The sequence below is a fragment of the Mesorhizobium sp. C268A genome (assembly GCF_040324475.1).
GTDB lineage: Bacteria > Pseudomonadota > Alphaproteobacteria > Rhizobiales > Rhizobiaceae > Mesorhizobium.
The window spans coordinates 701,992-723,839 of the sequence record NZ_JAMYVX010000001.1; the positions used below are offsets into that span (position 1 = coordinate 701,992).

Genomic DNA, 21,848 nt, shown 5'->3' on the forward strand with positions numbered 1-21,848 from the left:
TCTTGCGACGTCGAGACGGCTTCGACCTTGCCGCCATGCATCTTGGAAATCTCCGAGGCTATGTGGAGGCGCTCCCAGGGTGGACTTGAAATTCTCGGTTTCGCGATCCGAAGCTCGATCCGGATGCGATGCCGGATTTTGGTCGGGAAACTGAACAGAAGGACAAGTGCATAAGCTACCTCATCGCTGCTGTTGCCAGTGAGACGCCGGCACGGATGGTAGTTTGTGTGGCAGCGTCGCTCGTAGGTAGAGTAGGTAGACATGAATTGCGCATTGCTGATCCTGGGGGAAGTTTGCGTAGAGCAATCCGCCAGCTCGACATGATCTTATCGAGCTAAATCCGCAAGTTTCCGTCCACTTCATGGGATCAAGCCGCACTGAGGAGCAATTTCCTTCACACGAAAGTGGAGGGTGCAGGATCCCGAAGGCCGGCGCTACTGCTTCAACCGATTTACTGCCTGCCGGCCGCAATCTCTGCTTGAAGGCCATTGTGCAACGCGATACGCCGTTGCCGAATTCGATCGTCGGAGAGACAAGTGACCGCTGCCAGGACCAGAACCGAAACCGACACGTTCGGCCCCATCGAGGTTGCCGCCGACCGTTACTGGGGCGCGCAGGCGCAGCGTTCCCTCGGCAATTTCAGGATAGGCTGGGAAAAGCAGCCGGCCTCGATCGTGCGTGCGCTCGGCATCGTCAAGCGAGCGGCGGCGGAAGCCAATATGGAGTTGAAGCGGCTCGATCCGGCAGTCGGCAAGGCGATCATCGAGGCGGCGCAAGAGGTGATCGACGGCAAGCTGAACGATCATTTCCCGCTGGTCGTCTGGCAGACCGGCTCGGGCACGCAGTCCAACATGAACGCCAACGAGGTGATCTCCAACCGGGCGATCGAACTTCTGGGCGGCGTCATGGGCTCGAAGAAGCCGGTGCACCCTAACGACCACGTCAATATGAGCCAGTCGTCGAACGACACCTACCCGACAGCCATGCACATCGCGTGCGCCGAGCGCATCGTGCACGATCTGCTGCCGGCGCTGAAGCATCTGCACGCTGCGCTCGAGGTCAAGACGAAGGCCTTCGCCCACATCATCAAGATCGGCCGCACCCATACGCAGGACGCGACACCCCTCACGCTGGGCCAGGAATTTTCCGGCTACGCCGCGCAGGTGGCCTCTTCGATCAAGCGCATCGAGATGACGCTGCCCGGCCTGCAGGAACTGGCGCAGGGCGGCACCGCCGTCGGCACCGGCCTCAACGCGCCGGTCGGCTTTGCGGAAAAGGTGGCGGCGCGCATCGCCGACATTACCGGCATTGCCTTCGTCACCGCGCCGAACAAGTTCGAGGCGCTCGCCGCGCACGATTCCATGGTGTTCTCGCATGGCGCCATCAACGCGGCGGCCGCCGCCCTCTTCAAGATCGCCAACGACATCCGCTTCCTCGGCTCCGGCCCGCGCTCGGGCCTCGGCGAACTGTCGCTGCCGGAAAACGAGCCGGGTTCCTCGATCATGCCGGGCAAGGTCAACCCGACCCAATGCGAGGCTCTGACGCAGGTCTGCGTGCAGGTGTTCGGCAACAACGCCTCGCTGACCTTCGCCGGCAGCCAGGGCCATTTCGAGCTCAACGTCTACAACCCGCTGATGGCCTACAACTTCCTGCAGTCGGTGCAGTTGTTGGCCGACGCCTCGATCTCCTTCACCGACAATTGCGTCCTCGGCATCGAGGCTCGCGAAGACAACATCAAAGCCGCGCTCGACCGCTCGCTGATGCTGGTGACCGCGCTGGCGCCGACGATCGGGTACGACAATGCCGCCAAGATCGCCAAGACCGCGCACAAGAAGGGCACCACCTTGCGCGAGGAAGCACTGGCCACCGGGCTGGTCAGCGAGGCAGACTACGACCGGCTGGTGCGGCCGGAGGACATGACGCATCCGGGTTAAGCGATTCCAGGGGAAGTGCCTTGCGTTTCCTCGGGAAGCGCGCAGCCCTCTTCTTGGGGATTGCGTCAACTAGAAATCCGAATTTTGTGGCGGGACAATTTGCTCCCGCCGCTGCTGGCCGCGACAAGAATTTTGCGTCGGTCGAACGATCCCGAAATGTACGTCCTGTGAACAATGTGTCGCCGGACTGGCGGCTTTGGTGAACAGTCGGCTTGGTCTATCTGACGGGACATCAACCCTTTTCGGAGAGCCACCATGTCCATCAACACTTCCGCTGCCGGCGCCGGCATCGCGTCCAACAGCTCCACCACCATCCTGCTCGGCCGCATCCTGCTCGCCGCCATCTTCCTGCTTTCCGGCTTCGGCAAGCTCACCGCCATTTCGGGCACCGCCGGCTATTTCGGCGCCATGGGCCTGCCGGTGCCGACCGTAACGGCCATTGTCGTCGGCCTGATCGAATTGCTCGGCGGCCTTGCCGTGCTCGTTGGCTTTCAGACCCGCATCGCCGCCTGGGTGCTCGCGGTCTTCACCATCGCCTCGGCCTTTGTCGCCCATACCGGCTGGGCCGACCAGAACCAGATGATCCATTTCCTGAAGAACGTCGCCATCACCGGCGGTTTCCTGCTGCTGGCTTCCTCGGGCCCTGGCGCCTACTCGATCGACGCCAAGCGCGGCTGAGCTTTCCCTTCCCAAGCCTGAAAAAAGCGGCGTGGAATTTTCCACGCCGCTTTTTCGTTGTCTGCCCAAGCGCGCGCCCGTCCCATCCCTGCTAGGGTCGGTCTCGAAACAGCCGGCGGACAGACAACGGAGATGACCATGCCCCGCGATGCATTGCTTCTGATTTCCCGGCTGCTGCTCGCCGCCCTGCTCGTTCCCTCCGGCTACCACGCGCTCGCCGACATTGCCGGGACGACCGGCTATTTCGCCGGCCTCGGCATGCCATTGCCGACGCTTGCCGCCTGGGGCACCGGGCTGTTCGAGTTGATTGCCGGTCTCTTGATACTGGTCGGCTTTCAGACGCCGGTCATTGCGATACTTCTTGCCGCTTTCTGCATCGTTGCAGGCTCCATCGGCCACTACGGCCAGGGCGGCGATGACCCGATGCTCACCTTCCTGCACCAGCAGATGCTGATGAAGGACATTGCCATCGCCGGTGGATTCCTGGCGCTAGCCATGGCCGGCGCCGGGGCCTGGTCGATCGACGGGCGCCGCGCCGCGGTTTGATATCGTCAAATATCGTCCCGGTTGAACCATCGACGCCCGTGCCAGGTCGACCCCCCACTCCGTCTCGGCTTCGCCGAGCCACCCCCCATCGACGGGGTATTGGAAGGGCGGAGCCTATTGCCGCCAACGCTTTCCAACGAGGCTCCCTTCCTTTCCCTCCGGAGGGGGAAGGTGGCGGTGCGAAGCAGCGACGGATTGAGGAAGCCGGTCCTCGAACGCGAGACCGACGACGACATGGTTTTGCTGTCAGGCCGCGCCTACTTCACCGACACGCTCTGCCCACCCTCGACCGCCAGCACCAGACGGCGGTTGGTGATCCGCGCCAGTTGCGCCAGCCGTCCGGCCGGGCGTTCGCCGTAAAGATCGGAAAGTGAGGCCGGCAGCACCAGCGCCAACGTGCCATTGCCGCGGTTTTCCCATTTCAGCCGCGGCATGACGCCGGGCATGGCCGCAGTCAGCAGATAGACGACGCGCAGCACCGCCGCCAGGATGCGGGCGCGATCAAGATAGCGCGGCGTCGCCAGGCCGCGGATTTCCGGCGCCGCATCGTTGAACACGCCTTCGTGGCGGAACAGGCCGACCAGCGCCAGGAAGGCACGGCCGGGGTGATCGACGCCGATGAAGGAGGCGTGGGCAATGATGTTGAGCGACTGCTTGCCGCGATATTCCGGGTGTGCGCGCCAGCCTATATCGGCCAGCAGACAGGCAGCGTGGCGATAGCGCGCCTCATCCTCCGTCTCGTCGATGCCGAAGGCGGCAAAGGTCTTGTCCGTCCATTCGACAAGCTCATGCGCATGGGTGACCGAGCGCGACCGCAGCCGCGCCAGTTCCTCCGAAGCGGAGACCAGCGGATCGGCCTTCTGCTCGGCAGGGTCGAGCAGCGAATAGAGAAACCCTTCGCGCACGCCCAATGCCGAGACGATGATCTTCGACGGCTGCATCGCCGCCATGATCTCCTGCAGCACGACCGCGCCATAGGGCAGCAGCGAACGGCGGTTCTTCGACACACCTTCGATGCCCTTGACCTTCTCGATCTCGCCTTTCGCCACCTGCTTCAGGAAATTGGCGGCGCTTTCGACACCGATCTCATAGTGGTGCATGACGCCAAGCGGGTAGTTGGTCATTTCCATGTGCAGCCGGGCAAGGTTTCGCCAGGTGCCGCCAACGGCGTAAAAGGGCCGTCCCAGCCCGCCCTTCAACAATTTGGCGCGCGCCAGTTCGTCGCGGGTGATCTTTGCCGCCTGGGCGAGCGAATTCCTGGCCATATCCTGCAGCCGCAGGCCACCCAGCGGCAGTGTGATGCCGTCGCCGATCGCCTCGCCATTGATGTCGATAAGCTCCAGGCTGCCGCCGCCAAGATCGCCGGCAATGCCATTGGCGGGGTGGAAGCCCGAAATGACGCCAAGCGCCGAATAATGCGCCTCCTGCCGGCCAGTGAGCACGCGGATCTCGGTCTTGAGCACATCCTGGGCGCGGTGGATGAAATCGGGGCCGTTGATCGCTTCGCGGGCCGCGGCCGTTGCCAGCACAAACATGTGCTCAGCACCCGCCTGATCGGAGAGCGCGCGGAAACGGCGAAACTCCTCCATCGAGCGCGTCACCGCCTCGGGATCGAGCTTGCCGGTCGAAACGATGCCGCGGCCGAGGCCGGCCAGCATCTTTTCGTTGAACAGCAAGGTCGGCGAGCGCGCCAACCCTTCATAGACGACAAGGCGGATCGAGTTCGAGCCGATGTCGATGATGGACAGCGGCCGGCGATCCTGCAGCCGGCCTTGGGACGTTGAAATCATCAGCCGGTGTTCTTCTTGCGACGCTTGAACTGCGCGATGCGCTTGGGCGCATGCGACTTCAGCGCGTCACCCCGTCCCGACAGGCTCGGATTGGTCATGAAATATTCCTGCGCGTTGAACGGTTCCTCACCCTCCTCCAGCACGACGCGCCGGGAGGTTCCGTCAGCCAATACGTCGAAACTTTGCTGGTTGTCCATGATGTTGCCCAGCATGATCTGGCCAAGGATCTGTTCATGCACCGTTGGATTGGTGATCGGCACCATGGTCTCGACGCGGCGGTCGAGATTACGTGGCATCAAGTCGGCCGAGGCGATGTAGACGATCGCCTCGTCCGACGGCAGGCCATGGCCGTTGCCGAAGCAATAGATGCGGCTGTGTTCGAGGAAGCGGCCGACGATCGACTTGACCCTGATGTTTTCCGACAGGCCGGGCACCTGCGGCCGCAGGCAGCAGATGCCGCGCACGACGAGATCGATCTCGACGCCGGCACGGCTGGCGTCATAGAGGGCGTCGATGATGTTGGGATCGACGAGCGCGTTCATCTTCATCCAGATGCGCGCCGGACGGCCAGCCTGCGCGTAGGCGACCTCGTCGGCAATGTGCTTGAGGATACGGCTGCGCAGCGTAAACGGCGAGATGGCGATCCGCATCTCATCGGTCGGCTCGGCATAGCCGGTGATGAAGTTGAACAGCTGGGCGACATCGCGCGCGATCGTCGGATCGGTGGTGAAGAAGGACAGGTCGGTGTAGATGCGCGCGGTCACCGGATGGTAGTTGCCGGTGCCGAGATGCACATAGTTGCGCAGCTTGCCGTCCTCGCGCCGCACTACCAGCGACATTTTCGCATGGGTTTTGAGTTCGAGGAAGCCGAACACGACCTGAACGCCGGCGCGTTCGAGGTCGCGCGCCCAGCGGATGTTGGCTTCCTCGTCAAAGCGCGCCTTGAGCTCGACCAGGGCGGTTACCGACTTGCCGGCCTCGGCCGCGTCGACCAAGGCGCGCACGATCGGGCTGTCGTTGGAGGTGCGGTAGAGCGTCTGCTTGATCGCCACCACCTCCGGGTCGGCCATCGCCTGGCGCAGGAACTGGACCACCACGTCAAAGGATTCATAGGGGTGGTGGACGACGATGTCCTTCTCGCGGATGGCCGCGAAACAGTCGCCGCCATGCTCGCGAATGCGCTCGGGAAAGCGTGGATTGTAGGGGGTGAACTTCAGGTCGTCGCGCGGCACGGCGACGATCTCGGAAATCTGGCTGAGCGCCAGCGGGCCGGTCAGAACGCTGATGCGGCTCGAAGAGACGCCAAGCTCGCCGGCGACGAACTCGCGCAATTCGCCGGGCATCGACTTGTCGAATTCGATGCGGATGACCGAACCGCGGCGGCGCCGCTTCAGCGCCGTCTCGAACAGGCGCACGAGATCTTCCGACTCTTCCTCGACCTCGATATCGCTGTCCCGGATGATGCGGAAGGTGCCGGAACCCTTGACCTCATAGCCGGGGAACAGCTTGCCGATATAGAGGCCGACAGCCTCCTCCAACGGAATGAAGCGAACGTGCTGCTTGCGGTCGGGCAGACGGATGAAGCGCTTTAGCGCCACCGGCAGGCGCAGAAGCGCGCTCATCTCCTCGCCATTCTTGCGATGGCGCAATTGCAGCGCCATCGAGAAGCCGAGATTGGGAATGAACGGAAACGGATGCGCCGGGTCGATCGACAGTGGAGTCAGCACCGGGAAAACCTGGTCCTGGAAATGGTCTTCCAGCCAGACTTTTTCATCCTTGGTCAGTGCGTCGCGGGTGATGCTCTCAATGCCTTCCTTGTTGAGCAGCAACATCAGCGCCGAAAGGCTGTTCTGCTGGTCCTCCTGCAGCCGCTCGACCTCGCGCAGCAATTGTTCCAGCTGCTGCTCCGGCGTGCGGCCGTCGGGGCTCTTGAGCGCAATGCCTTCGCGCACCTGGCCCGCAAGGCCGGCGACGCGGACCATGAAGAATTCATCGAGATTGGCGGCCGAAATCGACAGGAAACGGACGCGTTCGAGCAGCGGATGGTGCTCGTTCTGCGATTCCTCGAGCACACGCCGGTTGAACTGCAGCCAGGAGAACTCACGGTTGACGAACCTATCGGGGTTGCCGCCGTCGGGGCTCGCCACCTCGACATTGATGAATTCGCTCTGCACCGGCTTCAGTTCGTTCATGGTTCCTGCTCTTCCCCGCCAACCGTCCCTTGGAGCGCCGCTGGACGTGCCATGCCTCTAACACGCTTTTGTAACGCATGACCCTTCGGCGAAAACCATTCCGATTTCAGGGACATGCACTTAACCGGCTCACCGTATCCTCTGACAGGCTTTTGCGACAGTTTCATCTCATCGATCTTGCAAACAGGCCTGTTATGTTCCAGATGCTTTTCGACGAGATCAAGGAGACGACGATGGCAGGCGGTTCCATTCCCCATTTCCAGAACGATGCGGGCCATCCGGCAATCGACATCGGCGTCAAGGAATTCATGTGCACCGGCGCCAACCCGCCCTTCGACCACCCACATGTGTTCCTCGACATGGGCGACGACAATGAAAAGGTCTGCCCGTATTGCTCGACGCTCTACCGCTATTCGGCGAAGCTGAGGGCGACGGAAACGCTGCCGGCTGGTTGCCTTTATATCGACCAGGCCGCCTGATCCTTCCGCGACAAGCCCGATGGAAGACATAAGGTCCCGGCAGGTCATAATCGCCGGGGCCGGCATCGCCGGGCTGACGGCCGCCCTTGCCTTCGCCGGACGGGGTTATCCGGTAAAGCTTATCGAACAGGCACAGCACCTAGAAGCGGCCGGCGCCGGCATCCAGCTTTCGCCCAACGCAACACGCATTCTTCGAAAACTCGGCGCGCTCGACCGGCTGTTGCCGGCAGCGTTGCGGTCGGAAGCGGTCGTGCTCAAGGACGCCCGGACGCTGCGCGAACTGGCGCGGGTACCGCTCGGGCACGCCGCCGAAGCGCGCTGGCAGGCGCCCTATCTTGTCGCCCATCGCGCAGATGTGCAGGCAGCGCTGTTGGCGCAAATGGCTGAACGGCCGCAGATTGAGCTCATCACCGGCGCCCGCGTGACCGGCATCGTCAAAGACGCGCAATATGTCGCCGTGACCGCCGAAGTGGACGGCCGCGAGATCGAGGCACGCGGCAAACTGCTGGTCGGCGCCGACGGCGTCTGGTCGGCGGTCAGGGCGCAACTCGCAGGCGAGGACTTCGTCAAAAGCCGTTTTTCGGGCGAACTCGCCTGGCGAGTCACGATCGCGGCCGAGAGCGCCGCCGGCGAAGCCTTTGTCGCGATCGGCGCCGCCGACTGCGTCACCACGTTCCTGCATCCAGGCTTCCACATGGTCGCCTACCCCGTCAGCAAAGGCCGGGCCTTCAATCTCGCCGCCTTCACCAAGGGTGAGCGCATGGCCGAAGGTTGGTCGGGCCATGCCGATCCTGCGATCCTCACGGCTGCCCTGCGCGGCACCGCGCCGGGCCTGACGAAGCTTGTGGCACTGGCCGGTCCATGGACGGCCTTTCCGATCCACACCGTCGAACAACAGCGGTGGACGAGCCCGCAGGGCATCGCGCTGATCGGCGACGCCGCGCATGCGATGACGCCGTTTGCCGCACAGGGCGCGGCAATGGCGATCGAGGATGCCATCACGCTTGCCGACGCTATCGCCGATTTCCCTGGCGATCTGCCCAGAAGTTTTCAAATCTGGGAAAATCTTCGGCGGCCGCGTGTCGCCAAGGCCGCGCGTCGTGGGGCCGTAAACCGCCTCGCCTGGCATGCTGCCGGCCCGGTGGCGATCGCCCGCAATCTGTTCCTGGCCATGCGCTCGCCCGACAAGCTCGCCGCCGACCTCGACTGGCTCTATGGATGGCGAGCGGACACTCGGCAGTCTAGATCGTCAACGTAGCGATCCTTCCCACTCCCCTCTGTCCTGCCGGACATCTCCCACGCAAGGGGGGAGATTGGATGTCGCCGTCGCCTTCGCCAAAATCGCCGGCGTTGCAGCAGGAGCGCGGGCAAAACGGCTGATCTCCCTCTTGCGGGGGAGATGGCCGGCAGGCCAGAGGGGAGTGCTGTCCCCGCGGTGCGATGAAGGACTGCTAGTTATAAAACCGCATCGACAAGCCCAGCGAGGCCGGCAGCGGGTTCCACCAGCCGGTGCGCAGGCCGGCGGTGCGCAGGCCGGCGGCTGTCCAGGTGTTACAGCCGACAAGCGCGTTGAAATGGCCGTTCGCCTCGAAGAAGCGGTCGAAGCTGGAATAGGCGGCGTTCTCGATGACGACCGGACCATGCGGCCCTTGCTGGAAACTCGCGTCGATATAGTCGAGCAGCGCTGCAAAACGTTCCTCATCGATGTCGAAACCGGTGACAGCAGGGTGCGGCTCGGCGATGGCCCCGGCGATATCGACATGCATGACCGAGGCGTCCAGTGTCAGCGCCTTGAGGACGGGCACTGCTTTCAGCTGCGACCAGCTCGGCGTCTCCAGATAGAAGGCCCGGCCGCCCCAGCCAAAGACGATGTAGCGCACTTCCGGGGCGTCGACAGGGATGCCGGCAGCGACCAGGAAATGGAAGCGCCGGCGCACTTCGTCGTCGACGGGAATGGCGATGTCGGTGTGGATCGGATTCTCCAGCACCAGAATATGGCGCGTGCCCTCACCCGCCGCTGACGCCGGCCACAGCGGACGCGGCACCAGCGTGCCGAGCGTGGCAGCGAGCGCGACCACGATAATCAGTATGGCCACGAAACGCAGGGCTTTTCTCATGCGGCGGCGGCTTTGTGTTTCAATGGAGAAGATCAACCCCGACCCCAGATAGCAAAAGAGCCCGGCCGCATTACGGCCGGGCTCTTTTGGTTCGCATGAAAATGCTCAGTGCAGGATCTGCGACAGAAACAGCTTGGTGCGCTCGTGGCGCGGATGGTCGAAGAACTCGGCCGGCGTGTTCTGTTCGACGATCTGGCCCTGATCCATGAAGATCACCCGGTTGGCGACTTTGCGGGCAAAGCCCATTTCGTGGGTGACGCACAGCATGGTCATGCCTTCCTCGGCCAGGCCCACCATCGTCTCCAGCACTTCCTTGATCATTTCTGGATCGAGCGCCGAGGTCGGCTCATCGAACAGCATGATGCGCGGGTTCATGCACAGCGAACGCGCGATCGCCACGCGCTGCTGCTGGCCGCCCGACAGCTGGCCCGGATATTTGTTGGCCTGTTCGGGGATCTTGACGCGCTTGAGGAAGTGCATCGCGATTTCCTCGGCCTGCTTCTTCGGCGTCTTGCGCACCCAGATCGGCGCCAGCGTGCAGTTCTCCAGGATGGTCAGATGCGGGAACAGGTTGAAGTGCTGGAACACCATGCCGACCTCGCGGCGCACCTCGTCGATCTTCTTGAGATCGTTGGTGAGTTCCTTGCCGTCGACGATGATCTTGCCCTTCTGGTGCTCTTCCAGCCGGTTGATGCAGCGGATCATGGTCGATTTGCCCGAGCCCGAAGGACCGCAGATGACAATGCGCTCGCCGCGCATCACCTTGAGGTTGATGTCCTTCAGCACATGGAACTCGCCATACCATTTGTGCATGCCGATGATGTCGATGGCGACATCGGTGGTCGAAATGTGCATCTTCTTGGCATCGACCTTGATCTCTTCGGCGCTGACGGCGTTTTCTATGACCATGGCAGGTTCCCCTTTTTTTCTGTCTATGATGCATGTCGTTGTCCCAAAACCGCTAAACACTTTTGGGCGACATGCATCAACGTTTGTGGCCGGTGTCGAGCCGGCGTTCCGTGTACATCGAATAGCGCGACATGCCGAAGCAGAACAGCCAGAAGACGAAGGCTGCAAAGATGAGACCGGATCTCGCGGTCTGTGGCGTCGCCCAATTGGCGTCCGAGAAGTTCTGCTTGACGACGCCAAGCAGGTCAAACATCGAGATGATGATGACGAGGCTTGTGTCCTTGAACATACCGATGAAGGTATTGACGATGCCGGGGATGACCAGCTTCAGTGCCTGCGGCAGCACGATCAGCACCATCTTCTGCCAGTAGCCCAGGCCAAGCGAATCCGCACCCTCATACTGGCCCTTGGGGATCGCCTGCAGGCCGCCGCGCACCACTTCCGCCATATAGGCCGCGGCAAACAGCGAGACGCCGATCAGCGCCCTGAGATATTTGTCGAACGAAACCCCGGCCGGCAGAAACAGCGGCAGCATGACGCTGGCAAAGAACAGAACGGTGATCAGCGGGATGCCGCGAACGAACTCGATGAAGACCACGCACAGTGTCTTGACGATCGGCATCTTGGAGCGCCGGCCGAGCGCCAGCACGATGCCCATCGGCAGCGACACGGCAATGCCGACAAAGGACAGGCTCAGCGTCACCAGCAGCCCGCCCCATAGCTGGGTCTCCACATGCGGCAGGCCGAAGATGCCGCCGACCAGGAGCACGAACGCGATGATCGGCAGTGCCAGGAATAGAAGAATGGCGTTCAACCCCTTCCGCGGCACGCGTGGCATCAGCAACGGCACCAGCAGCGCCACGAACAGGACGGCGACCAGGATCGGCCGCCAGCGCTCTTCCAGGGGATAGCGGCCAAGCATCAACTGGCCGAACTTCGCGTTGACGAAGGCCCAGCAGGCGCCTGACCAGCCGTCCGGCTGGATGCCGCCTTGCGCCACCGTGGCGCATACAGTCCGGTCCGGCCCCGTCCACTGGGCGTTGATGAAGGCCCAGTTGACGACGGGCGGCACGATCATCACCACCAGCGCAATAGCCACTACAGTCAGGATGACGTCGCCCACCGAACCGATCAGGTTCTTGCGAACCCAGGCCAAAGGCCCCCGCACGCCGGCCGGGGCTTGTTGAGCGAGTGCCATTTCGGTCCGCACCCAGGAGGTATCATGTTCCTGCATGGTCTTACCTCTCCACCAGCGCCATCCTGGCGTTGACCACATTCATCACCGCCGACGTCACCAGGCTGATGATGAGATAGACGACCATCATGATCAGCACACCCTCGACCGCTTGACCGGTCTGATTCAGCACTGTGCCGGCGATCGCCGTCAGGTCGGGGTAACCGATGGCAATGGCCAGCGACGAGTTCTTTGTCAGGTTGAGATACTGGCTGGTCAGCGGCGGGATGACGATCCGCATGGCTTGGGGAACGACGACAAGCCGCAGGATAGATCCCGGCCGCAGCCCCAAGGCGCCAGCCGCTTCGGTCTGACCCTTGCTGACGCCGAGAATGCCGGCGCGCACGATCTCGGCGATGAAGGAGGCCGTGTAACAGGACAGCGCCAAATAGAGAGACAGGAACTCCGGCCCGATCTGAAAGCCTCCGGTCAGGTTGAAGGTCGATTGTTTTGGAAAGTCGAAGCTCAAGGGAAAGCCGCTCAGCGCATAGGCCAGGAGCGGAAGGCCGACGATCAGCGCCGCCGAAGTCCAGAATACGGGAAACTGCTGGCCGGTTGCCATTTGCCGCTGGCGTGCCGTGCGCGCGACAAAAAAAGCCATGGCGATGCCGACAAGCAAGGCGACAAACATCAGCCAGGAGCCGTCGCCCCAGATAGCGCGCGGAAAATAGAAACCGCGTTGGTTGAGGAAAGAGCCGAACGGCAAATTGAAACTGTCGCGAGGCGCCGGCAGTACCGCGAGCACGCCTGAATACCAGAAGAAGATCACCAGCAGCGGCGGGATGTTGCGGAACACCTCGACATAGACCGTGCAAATCTTGCGAACCAGCCAGTTGCGCGATAACCGGCCGACGCCGACAATGAAGCCAATGATGGTCGCGGTGATAATGCCGGCAACGGCGACGATAATGGTGTTGATAAGCCCGACGACAATGGCCTGGCCATAGGTCGAATCGGAATCATAAGCGATGGGCCTGACTGGAATGTCAAAGCCTGCTCGGTTGTTCAGGAAGCCAAAACCGGAAGTAATATGCAGGCGCTGCAGGTTGACGATGACGTTGTGGACGATCCACCAGACGCCCGCCACCAGCAAGATGACAACCACCGCCTGGAAGAAAAACCCGCGGACTTTCGGATCGTTGATGAAGGAACCGCGGCTCGGCTCCTCGCGAAGAACTTCCTGCGACGCCATTGCTCATCCCCTGGAAAGAGAAACCGGAAGGCAGATGATCTGCCTTCCGGATCACATTTCGATCAGCGGATCGGCGGTGCGTATTGCAGGCCGCCCTTGGTCCACAGCGCATTGATGCCTCGCGCGATCTTCAGCGGGCTGCCGGTGCCGACATTGCGCTCGAACATCTCACCGTAATTGCCGACTGCCTTGACGATGTTGACGACCCAGTCATTGCTCACGCCAAGGTCGGTTCCGATCTTGGTTTCGGCTTCCTGACCGAGCACGCGCTTGATCTCCGGATTATCCGAGGTCTTCATCTCTTCGACATTGGCCTGGGTGATGCCCAGTTCCTCTGCCTGCAACAGGGCGAAGTAGGTCCACTTGACGATGTGGTACCACTGGTCGTCCCCCTGGCGTACGGCGGGGCCGAGCGGCTCTTTGGAGATGATCTCGGGCAGCACAACATGGTCGGCCGGCGCACTCAGCGTCAGGCGGATGCCATAGAGGCCGGATTGGTCGGTGGTGTAGACGTCGCAGCGGCCGGCGTCATAGGCAGCGTTGACCTCTTCCAGCTTTTCGAAGACGACCGGGTTGTACTCCATCTTGTTCGCCTTGAAGTAATCGGCGAGGTTGAGCTCGGTGGTGGTGCCGCTCTGCACGCAGACTGCCGCACCTGAAAGCTGCAGCGCCGAATTGACGCCAGGCAGTTTCTTGGCGTTGATCATGAAACCCTGGCCGTCATAATAGGTGACGCCGATGAAGTTCAGGCCAAGCGCGGTATCGCGATTGATGGTCCATGTGGTGTTGCGCGACAGGAGATCGATCTCGCCCGACTGCAACGCGGTGAAGCGCTCCTTGGCGCTGAGCGGCGTGAACTTGACCTTGGAGGCATCGCCGAAGACTGCACCAGCGACAGCGCGGCAGAAATCCGCGTCGATGCCTTTCCAATCGCCTTTGTCGTCAGGCGCCGAGAAGCCGGCCAGGCCCGTCGAGACACCGCACTGGATGAAGCCCTTCGCCTTGACGGTATCGAGCGTTGTCGCCGACGCGGCCGAAGCCATCCATCCAAGCGCAGCGGCACCGAGAATGCCAATTGCAATATGTTTCATAACCCACAGACCCTTTTCTGTTTTCAGGTAAACCCTGATCCTCAGGCAAATCCTGATCTTTTCCCGCGTGAACCCGGCTCCCATCCGGCTCATTCCGGAACCTCGCGTCGTAACCGACGCCCGGCCCCTCCCATTCACGAACTGCATCGAAGGCGATTATCTCTGTGAGGTCAAGGGAAATGACCGTTTCACGACAGCTTTGAAAACCAATTGCCGCAAATGCCTGAATTGCGGACAACACCCTCAGGAAAGCAGCAAGCCCCGCAAACAAAAACGGCAAAGTCCGTCGACGCTAATCCACATCCACTCATGAAATCCGCGGCTCTGGATTGCCACGCGTTCCAGACTATTCATAGGGGAATTGGCCTATGCAAAGGGCACCGCGTGGCGGGCGCCCGCTGTTGCACGACCAATGCCGCCGCTCTATGGCTAGCGCTTTCACCACAAGGCGAAGAGCAATGGCGACTGACGGCAACGAAATGGGTATCAACACGCGGCTTGCCCATTCGGGCAACAATCCGCACGACTATTTCGGCTTCGTCAATCCGCCGATCGTGCATGCCTCGACCGTGCTCTATCCCAATGCGTCGGTGATGGCGGCGCGCAGCCAGAAATACACCTATGGCACACGCGGCACGCCGACCACCGATGCGTTGGCGCATGCGATCGACGCGCTGGAAGGCTCCGCCGGCACAATAATCGTGCCGTCGGGCCTGGCGGCGGTGACCGTCCCGTTGCTGGCGTTTCTCTCGGCAGGCGATCACATCCTGATTGTCGATTCCGTCTACCATCCGACCCGCAATTTCGCCGACACGATGCTGAAGCGGCTGGGTGTCGAGGTCGAGTATTACGATCCGCATGCCGGCGCCGGCATCGCCAGCTTGATCAAGCCGAACACCAAAGTCGTGTTTACGGAATCACCGGCCTCCAACACCTTCGAGGTGCAGGACGTTCCGGCGATCGCCAAGGCGGCGCATGAAACGGGCGCCATCGTCATGATGGACAACACCTGGGCAACGCCGCTCTATTTCCGTCCGCTCGACCACGGCGTCGATATCTCGATCCATGCGGCGACGAAATATCCGGCCGGGCATTCGGACGTGCTGCTGGGCACAGTGTCTGCCAATGCCAACTGCTGGAAGCAGCTTTGCGAGACGTTCTACACGATGGGCTGCTGCGCCGGCCCCGACGACGTCTACCAAGTCCTGCGCGGCCTGCGCACGATGGGCGTTCGGCTGGATCACCATCAAAAGAGCGCGCTTTCGATTGCCGCCTGGCTTGAAGGCCAGCCCGGCGTGGCCCGCGTGCTGCACCCGGCGCTCCCCAGCCACCCCGACCACGCGGTGTGGAAGCGTGATTTTTCCGGCTCGAGCGGCATCTTTTCCATCGTGCTCAAAGGCGGCGGCCAGAGACAGCAGCATGCCTTCCTCGATGCGTTGAAAATCTTCGGTCTCGGCTATTCCTGGGGCGGCTATGAGAGCCTTGCCGTGCCGGTCTTCCTCGGCGACCGTACCGTCGCCAAGGGCCCCTATGACGGCCCGCTGATCCGGCTGCAGATCGGGCTCGAGGATGTCGAGGACCTCAAGGCCGATATCCTGCGCGGGCTGGAAGCGGCCGCTGCGGCATGACACCAGCAAACTTGCCAAGCTGATTCCGCTAGCCGGCTAACCCGTTTAAAGGATTGGCGAGCGACTTTCGTAGGACGATCGACCTCGCAAAGCCGCTCATGGGTCGACCAAGCGCAATGTTATTTCCCCAACGCGCGCTTTTTCGGATCGGTTTGACTTTCAAAATCGTCGGGCCAACGCCATTGCAGGCGCTGCGCGCACAATTCCAGCCGGACTGAGCTTGCCATGGCCTTTCGTCTCTTTGTCCCCATTCTCGCCGGCGCGACGCTGCGCGAGCGCCTCATCGCCTGCATCGGGGCGATGATCGGCATTGCGCTGACCGGCGCGATCGGCGCGCTGGTGCTTGGCAATGGCCCGCATGTGCCGCTGCTGGTGGCGCCGATGGGGGCGTCGGCGGTGCTGCTGTTCGCGGTGCCTGCAAGCCCGCTGGCGCAGCCATGGTCGATCATCGGCGGCAATACAATATCGGCGCTGGTCGGCGTGATCGTGGCCCATTTCGTCCATCAGCCCGTTCTCGCCACGGGCATTGCCGTGGCGATGGCGATCGCCGCCATGTCGTTCTCGCGCTGCCTGCATCCGCCGGGCGGAGCCGCCGCACTGACCGCCGTGCTCGGCGGGCCGGCCGTGATCGGTGCCGGCTTCCTGTTTCCGTTCGTGCCGGTGGCGCTGAACTCCATGATGCTGGTCGCGCTCGGCTATGCTTTCCACAGGCTGTCGCGACGCAGCTACCCGCATGTGCCGGCCCCTGCCCCGAAAAGCACGCACGGAACCAGCGATCCGCCGGCTCAGGAGCGCATCGGCTTCCGGGCCGGGGACATCGATGCCGCGCTGGCTGCGCTCGACGAGACCTTCGACATTGACCGCAACGATCTCGAACAACTGCTGCGACAGGTCGAACTGCAAGCGACGATGCGCGCACACCGAACCATGTTGTGCGAGGACATCATGTCGTGCGACGTGATTTCGGTCGATGAACACGCGTCCGCCGATCGGGCGCGTCATCTGCTGCTCGACCACAATATCCGCACGCTGCCGGTTGTAGACAAGGACGCCAGGCTGGTCGGCACCGTTGGATTGAGGGAATTGGCGCGAGCCGACGAAGCCGTCGGAAGCGTTACGTCGACAGCGTCGACCGCCGCCGCCGGTACGCCCGCCATGGCCCTGCTACCGGTGCTCACCGACGGCCGCACCCATGCAGTCATCATCGTGGACGGGGACAGCCGCATCCTTGGCCTGATCACGCAGACCGATCTGCTTGCGGCAACGGCACGAGCGCAGGCTGCTGACAAGCCGCTGGCGGAAGCAGTATTCTAGGCGCCGTCGGACCCGGGCGAAAATGGCCGGGAACCTTTTGCCGGCGATGTCATCCAATGTCTTGATCGAGGTTTCGAACGGGGATTGGATCGAGGAACTGGCCATGCCTGCTATGTCTCTACCAATGCCCACTGCTGCCTCAAGCGAGATGCTTCTCGTGCGCCGCGCGCTGGCACGCGAAGGCAACGCCTTCCGCATCATCATGAAGACCCATAATCAGCGGCTCTATCGCATCGCTCGCGGGGTGGTGCGCAACGATGCCGAAGCCGAGGACATCGTCCAGGAGGCCTATGTCAGAGCCTTTGCCCATCTCGATGCCTTTCGCGGGGAGTCCTCATTGGCCACCTGGCTGTCGCGCATCGTCATCAACGAGGCGCTCGGCCGTCTGCGCAAAAGGCGGCGGACGGTGGCGAAAAACCCGCAAGCCGAAATCATCCAGTTCCCCCTCAATCCCAGCGACGATCCGGAGCGGACGATGGCGCAGCGGCAGATCCTCGAGTTGGTGGAACGGGCGACCGACAGCCTACCCGATGTTTATCGGACGGTGTTCGTGGCGCGGGTTATCGAGGGGCTCAGTATCGAGGAGACCGCCGAGCTGCTTGGCGTGCGGCCGGAAACCGTCAAGACAAGGCTACACCGCGCCCGCGCCCTGGTACGCAAGGCACTCGACGACCAGATCGGGCCGGTGCTGCTCGACGCCTTCCCGTTTGCCGGCCGGCGCTGCGACAGGCTGACCAGCGCCGTCATGCAGCGGCTCGGCCTGGAGAGCTGATCATCGGCTGATTTGGCCGATTTCCCCGGGAACGTTTGCCGCCGCTGCGCATCCAATGACCGTCAACTCAAAAACATGGCCCGGCGCGATCCCGCGTCCGGGCGAAGGAGATGCCATGCTTACCCGACACACCGCCGCCCTCGCTGCCTTGCTGCTGCTTGGCGCTGCCCCGCTCGCGCAAGCCGCCGACAAGCCGACGGACCCGCAGATCGCCCACATCGCCTACACGGCAGGCGTCATCGATGTGGAAGCCGCCAAGCAGGCGATCAAGAAATCGAAGACCAAGGAGGTCGTGGATTTCGCCAACGACATGGTGCGCGACCACGAAGCGGTCAACGCGCAGGCACTGGAACTGGTAAAGAAGCTGAAGGTGACGCCGGAAGACAACGCAACCAGCCAGGCGCTGACCAAGGCTGCGGCCGAGGAGCGGGCGAAGCTCGCCAAACTCGACGGCGCAGCCTTTGACAAAGCCTATGTCGACAACGAGATCGCCTACCACAAACAGGTCGACGGCGCGCTTGAAACCCTTTTGATCCCATCGGCCAGCAATGCCGAGTTGAAGAGCCTGCTGGAGACCGGCCTGAAGATTTTCCAGGGCCATGAACAGCACGCCGAGCATGTTGCAGGTATGCTGAAGTAAGGACCAGGCCATGTCGAAACGGCAGCTGTGGATTGCACTGGCGCTGGTCTTCGGGACCTCACCCGTGCAGGCCGAAACCATCCAGGTCACCATCGACAAACTTGTCTTTTCGCCGGCCACCGTCGACGCGAAGGTCGGCGACACGATCAAGTGGGTGAACAAGGACGTGTTCGCACATACGGCTACCGTCAAGGGTGGCTGGGAAGTGATGATCCCGCCGAAGACAACAGCGAGCCTGACCCTGCGGAAGGCGGAAGCGGTCGAATATTTCTGCCGCTTCCACCCCAACATGAAAGGTCATGTGGCCGTGACGGCGCCTTGATCCAGGTCCGCAAGCCCGTCCTGCTGCGTTGAGGCTCACCTGGCTTCATCCGGCCGGGTGATGTGCGTCCACGAGCCGTCACAGCCCGGCTGGCGCCGTGCGATCCAGGCATCCAGCCCTTCGCGCAGATCAGCGGTCGGAGCCATGCGGGCGAACTGCTCGGCCTCGACAGCCAAGCCTTCCGCGATGCTCTGGTTCAGGCCCCGCGCCACTGCTGTGAGGATCGAGGCAATTGCTGCAGGAGAATGCCTGGTCATGCGCCGGGCGAGATCAATTGCGGCGGGCATCAGCTCCTCATGCGGCACCACCTGATTGACGAGGCCGAGTTCGAGGGCGCGCGGCGGCGGGAACCAATCGCCGGTCAACAGCAGCTCGAGCGCCCTCTTGCGCCCTGCCAGTCTCGGAAGCCGCTGCGTGCCGCCGAAAGCAGGCGGCATTGCAAGGTTGATCTCAGGCTTGGCGAACAAGGCGCGGTCGCTGGCGATAGCGAGCGGCACGGCTTCGGTGATCTCGCAGCCGCCGCCGAAGGCGATGCCGTTGACGGCGGCGATGACGGGCTTGCGGAATGCCTCCAGCCTTGCCGTCAGCCGCTGTCCGCGCATGACGAAGTCGCGCAGGGCAACGTCGACGCCGATGGCCACGCTGCCTGAGAATTCATGGATGTCGCCGCCGGCGGAGAAGGCGCGCTCTCCTGCTCCAGTGAGGATGACGGCGCGGATGGCATCGTCGGTCTCGGCGGCATCGAGGAGCGCAAGCAGGCGATCAATCAGCGCATAGTTCAAGGCGTTGAGCTTCTCCGGCCGATTAAGTGTGAGGATGGCGATCCCGTTGCGGGCCCCGGTGAGCACAAGCTCGGTCATGTCTTTTCCTTCCCTGTGTTTGTCGACGGAGAGGATCAGGCTTTCGGTTGTATGTATATTCACTAGTCGGTATACTTGCGTATGAGCGAAGCACCAAGCCCTACCCGCAAACGCATTGTCGATGCCGCAACGAAGCTGTTCTATGCCGAGGGGATCGGCCGCGTCAGCGTCGATGCAGTGGCGGAAAAAGCCGGGCTGACCAAGCGCACGCTCTACTATCATTTCAAGAGCAAGGACGATTTGATCGCGGCCTATCTCGACGGTCGCGACCAGCCGAACCTCAAGCAGATGGCCGGCTGGTTCGAGATGGCCGAAGGCGATGTCGAGCGCAAGGTCGAGGCGATTTTCACCAATCTGGCGCGCGTGGCGAAGCACCCGAAATGGAGAGGCTGCGGCTTTCTGCGCACGGCAGCCGAACTCGCTTCCATGCCCGGACACCCGGCCGTTAAAGCGGGGGCGCGGCATAAGCAGAATTTCGAGACCTGGCTGGCCGGCGAACTCACAGGCCACGGCGTCGACGAGCCGCAGACCCTGGCGCGCGAAATCGTGCTTTTGATGGACGGAGCGTTCTCGATCATGCTGATCCACCGCAACCCCGACTATGTCGAGGCGGCCGGACATGCCGCTGCAACGCTGGTTCGAGCAAGGTCAGGATCGGCGACTATCCGCTAGAGCGTTCACCGTTTAATGGAGACGGCGAAACACGCTATCTCTTTGACGCAATTCCGGACGGAGAACCACTTCACACTTTTCGTGGAGTTGCTCTAGAATCCAGCTGCCAGCCATGCCGTGCCGACGGCAAGGGTGAGCAGCGTCAGTGGCAGGCCGACCTTGAAGAAGGCTGAGAAGGACAGCTGCGTGCCGGCCGCCCGCGCCTGTTCGGCGACGATCAGGTTGGCGACCGAGCCAAGCAAGGTGAAGTTGCCGGCCAGCGTCGAGCTCATCGCCACCACCAGCCAGGCACGCCCGGGGTTCTCAAGGCCGGGTATGAATGGCCGCAGCGCCAGCACGGCCGGAACATTGCTCATGATGTTGGAGAGCACCGCGGTGAAGCCCGATAGACGCCAGACGTCGTCGAGCCCGAGGTTCTTGCCCGAGGCGATGATGTCGGGCGTCAGCAGCGTCTTTTCGGCGCCGGCGACAACGATGAACAGGCCGGCGAACATGAACAGCAGCGGGCCGTCGATCTCGCGGTAGATGCGTGCCGGCTTGATGGCGCGGGTGAGCAGCAGGATGGCGCCGCCGATGAGCGCTGCCTTGGCAACCGGAACGCCGGCGAAGAAGGCGATGGCCAGGCCGATGCAGACAACCACCGCCTTCAGCACCTGTCCCGGCAGCATGCGGCCGCGATAGACTTCCGGGTTGAGATCGGCGGTGCGGGCGAATTCGGCGCGGTAGACGATGCGCACGATGACGACGACCGCGACGAGGCCGAAGAGGGCAACCGGCGCCAGGGCGGCCGAAAAAGCTGGGTAGGAAATTCCCGACAGCGCGCCGATGACCATGTTCTGCGGGTTGCCGGTGATGGTGGCGACGCTGCCGCAGTTGGACGCGGTGGCGGTGGCGATCAGATAGGGAATGGGATTGCGGTTGATGACACGGGTGACGTGGACGACGATCGGCGCCATGACCAGGCAGATGGCGTCGTTGACCAGGAACGCCGACAGCACGCCGGTCAACAGCGTCACCATCACCAGCAGCACGAAAGGCGCGTGCGCATGCTCGATAGCGTAGGCGCCAAGCGCCCGGAAGGCGCCGGACACCTTCAGATGCGCCACCACGATCATCATGCCGAGCAGCAGCGTAATGGTGTCGAAATTGATGGCGCGATAGGCATCTTCCATACTGAGTGCGCCGATGGCGATCATCGCCGCACCCCCCAGCAAGGCGATCCCTGCCCGGTCGAGACGGAGGCCTGGAATACGCCCGATTGCGACGCCGGCATAAGTCAGGACAAGGATCAAAAGTGCCGCTGCGCCCATCAATGTCATTGGCAGACATCCTTGTCCAAACGAACCGACGCAGGAACGGACTGTTCCCGCTCAGGCATTTGCCGGGCAGCTTTAACGCCGCTCCAGCAAAGCGAAAGCCTATAACGATCCGAATGCGAAAATCGGTGGGCAAAATCGCGGGTTGACCGATGCCGGGAG

Annotated in this window: 20 protein-coding genes; 11 read left to right on the forward strand and 9 right to left on the reverse strand. The window is 62.5% G+C overall.

Translation table 11 applies throughout. The features are described 5' to 3' along the window. The first annotated feature begins 536 nt into the window (after positions 1-536). The 3 genes from fumC to NKL06_RS03540 all read left to right on the forward strand — a co-directional run bounded on the left by fumC (position 537) and on the right by NKL06_RS03540 (position 3,158). The gene (fumC, locus tag NKL06_RS03530) at positions 537-1,934 is read left to right on the forward strand and encodes a class II fumarate hydratase (protein ID WP_023694685.1); all 1,398 of its coding nucleotides are present in this window, start codon (positions 537-539) and stop codon (positions 1,932-1,934) included. 255 nt (positions 1,935-2,189) lie between these two features. After that, a complete protein-coding gene (locus NKL06_RS03535) occupies positions 2,190-2,612 on the forward strand; it encodes a DoxX family protein (protein ID WP_023694684.1) in 423 nt (140 codons plus the stop codon). A 138-nt stretch (positions 2,613-2,750) separates the two neighbouring features. After that, on the forward strand, positions 2,751-3,158 hold the full coding sequence (locus NKL06_RS03540; RefSeq protein ID WP_023808293.1) for a DoxX family protein: 408 nt from the start codon (positions 2,751-2,753) through the stop codon (positions 3,156-3,158). Positions 3,159-3,415: 257 nt separating this feature from the next. On the opposite strand, the gene ppx is transcribed toward NKL06_RS03540, so the two are convergent. Both ppx and NKL06_RS03550 read right to left on the reverse strand, forming a co-directional pair. Further along, a complete protein-coding gene (ppx, locus tag NKL06_RS03545) occupies positions 3,416-4,948 on the reverse strand; it encodes an exopolyphosphatase (RefSeq protein ID WP_023694682.1) in 1,533 nt (510 codons plus the stop codon). Next, positions 4,948-7,140, reverse strand: a complete 2,193-nt coding sequence (locus NKL06_RS03550; protein WP_023694681.1) for an RNA degradosome polyphosphate kinase — start codon at positions 7,138-7,140, stop codon at positions 4,948-4,950. The genes ppx and NKL06_RS03550 overlap by 1 nt, the downstream gene beginning before the upstream one ends. Before the next feature lie 233 nt (positions 7,141-7,373). On the opposite strand from NKL06_RS03550, the gene NKL06_RS03555 reads away from it, so the two are divergent. Both NKL06_RS03555 and NKL06_RS03560 read left to right on the forward strand, forming a co-directional pair. Continuing rightward, positions 7,374-7,619, forward strand: a complete 246-nt coding sequence (locus tag NKL06_RS03555) for a zinc-finger domain-containing protein (protein ID WP_023705697.1) — start codon at positions 7,374-7,376, stop codon at positions 7,617-7,619. 19 nt (positions 7,620-7,638) lie between these two features. Beyond that, on the forward strand, positions 7,639-8,877 hold the full coding sequence (locus tag NKL06_RS03560; protein WP_023694680.1) for an FAD-dependent monooxygenase: 1,239 nt from the start codon (positions 7,639-7,641) through the stop codon (positions 8,875-8,877). A 193-nt stretch (positions 8,878-9,070) separates the two neighbouring features. On the opposite strand, the gene NKL06_RS03565 is transcribed toward NKL06_RS03560, so the two are convergent. The 5 genes from NKL06_RS03565 to NKL06_RS03585 form a co-directional block, all read right to left on the reverse strand. Continuing rightward, positions 9,071-9,736, reverse strand: coding sequence for a TIGR02117 family protein (locus NKL06_RS03565; RefSeq protein WP_023694679.1), 666 nt, complete (start codon positions 9,734-9,736; stop codon positions 9,071-9,073). A 105-nt stretch (positions 9,737-9,841) separates the two neighbouring features. Then, a complete protein-coding gene (locus tag NKL06_RS03570; RefSeq protein WP_023671483.1) occupies positions 9,842-10,645 on the reverse strand; it encodes an amino acid ABC transporter ATP-binding protein in 804 nt (267 codons plus the stop codon). A 76-nt stretch (positions 10,646-10,721) separates the two neighbouring features. Then, entirely contained in the window at positions 10,722-11,879 is a 1,158-nt protein-coding gene (locus NKL06_RS03575) for an amino acid ABC transporter permease (RefSeq protein ID WP_023700666.1), read from the reverse strand. 4 nt (positions 11,880-11,883) lie between these two features. Beyond that, complete coding sequence (locus NKL06_RS03580) at positions 11,884-13,071, reverse strand: amino acid ABC transporter permease (protein ID WP_023671481.1); 1,188 nt, start codon at positions 13,069-13,071, stop codon at positions 11,884-11,886. 62 nt (positions 13,072-13,133) lie between these two features. Then, a complete protein-coding gene (locus NKL06_RS03585; RefSeq protein ID WP_023671480.1) occupies positions 13,134-14,162 on the reverse strand; it encodes an amino acid ABC transporter substrate-binding protein in 1,029 nt (342 codons plus the stop codon). A gap of 458 nt (positions 14,163-14,620) precedes the next feature. Between NKL06_RS03585 and NKL06_RS03590 the strand changes: the two genes are divergently transcribed. From NKL06_RS03590 to NKL06_RS03610, 5 genes are all read left to right on the forward strand, one after another. After that, a complete protein-coding gene (locus tag NKL06_RS03590; protein WP_023694677.1) occupies positions 14,621-15,790 on the forward strand; it encodes a cystathionine beta-lyase in 1,170 nt (389 codons plus the stop codon). Between the two features lie 225 nt (positions 15,791-16,015). Next, a complete protein-coding gene (locus NKL06_RS03595) occupies positions 16,016-17,104 on the forward strand; it encodes an HPP family protein (RefSeq protein ID WP_023694676.1) in 1,089 nt (362 codons plus the stop codon). A 103-nt stretch (positions 17,105-17,207) separates the two neighbouring features. Further along, entirely contained in the window at positions 17,208-17,876 is a 669-nt protein-coding gene (locus NKL06_RS03600) for an RNA polymerase sigma factor (RefSeq protein ID WP_023705692.1), read from the forward strand. A 115-nt stretch (positions 17,877-17,991) separates the two neighbouring features. Continuing rightward, positions 17,992-18,516: a DUF4142 domain-containing protein gene (locus NKL06_RS03605; RefSeq protein WP_023821205.1), complete on the forward strand. Its 525-nt coding sequence runs from the start codon at positions 17,992-17,994 to the stop codon at positions 18,514-18,516. 10 nt (positions 18,517-18,526) lie between these two features. Beyond that, positions 18,527-18,838, forward strand: a complete 312-nt coding sequence (locus tag NKL06_RS03610) for a cupredoxin domain-containing protein (protein ID WP_023689894.1) — start codon at positions 18,527-18,529, stop codon at positions 18,836-18,838. A gap of 35 nt (positions 18,839-18,873) precedes the next feature. On the opposite strand, the gene NKL06_RS03615 is transcribed toward NKL06_RS03610, so the two are convergent. Then, a complete protein-coding gene (locus NKL06_RS03615; RefSeq protein WP_023694673.1) occupies positions 18,874-19,698 on the reverse strand; it encodes a crotonase/enoyl-CoA hydratase family protein in 825 nt (274 codons plus the stop codon). 81 nt (positions 19,699-19,779) lie between these two features. Between NKL06_RS03615 and NKL06_RS03620 the strand changes: the two genes are divergently transcribed. Then, positions 19,780-20,370: a TetR/AcrR family transcriptional regulator gene (locus NKL06_RS03620; protein ID WP_023694672.1), complete on the forward strand. Its 591-nt coding sequence runs from the start codon at positions 19,780-19,782 to the stop codon at positions 20,368-20,370. Between the two features lie 92 nt (positions 20,371-20,462). Here the strand turns inward: NKL06_RS03620 and NKL06_RS03625 are convergent, their stop codons facing one another. Continuing rightward, a complete protein-coding gene (locus NKL06_RS03625; RefSeq protein WP_031209159.1) occupies positions 20,463-21,689 on the reverse strand; it encodes an anion transporter in 1,227 nt (408 codons plus the stop codon). Between the last annotated feature and the right edge of the window lie 159 nt (positions 21,690-21,848).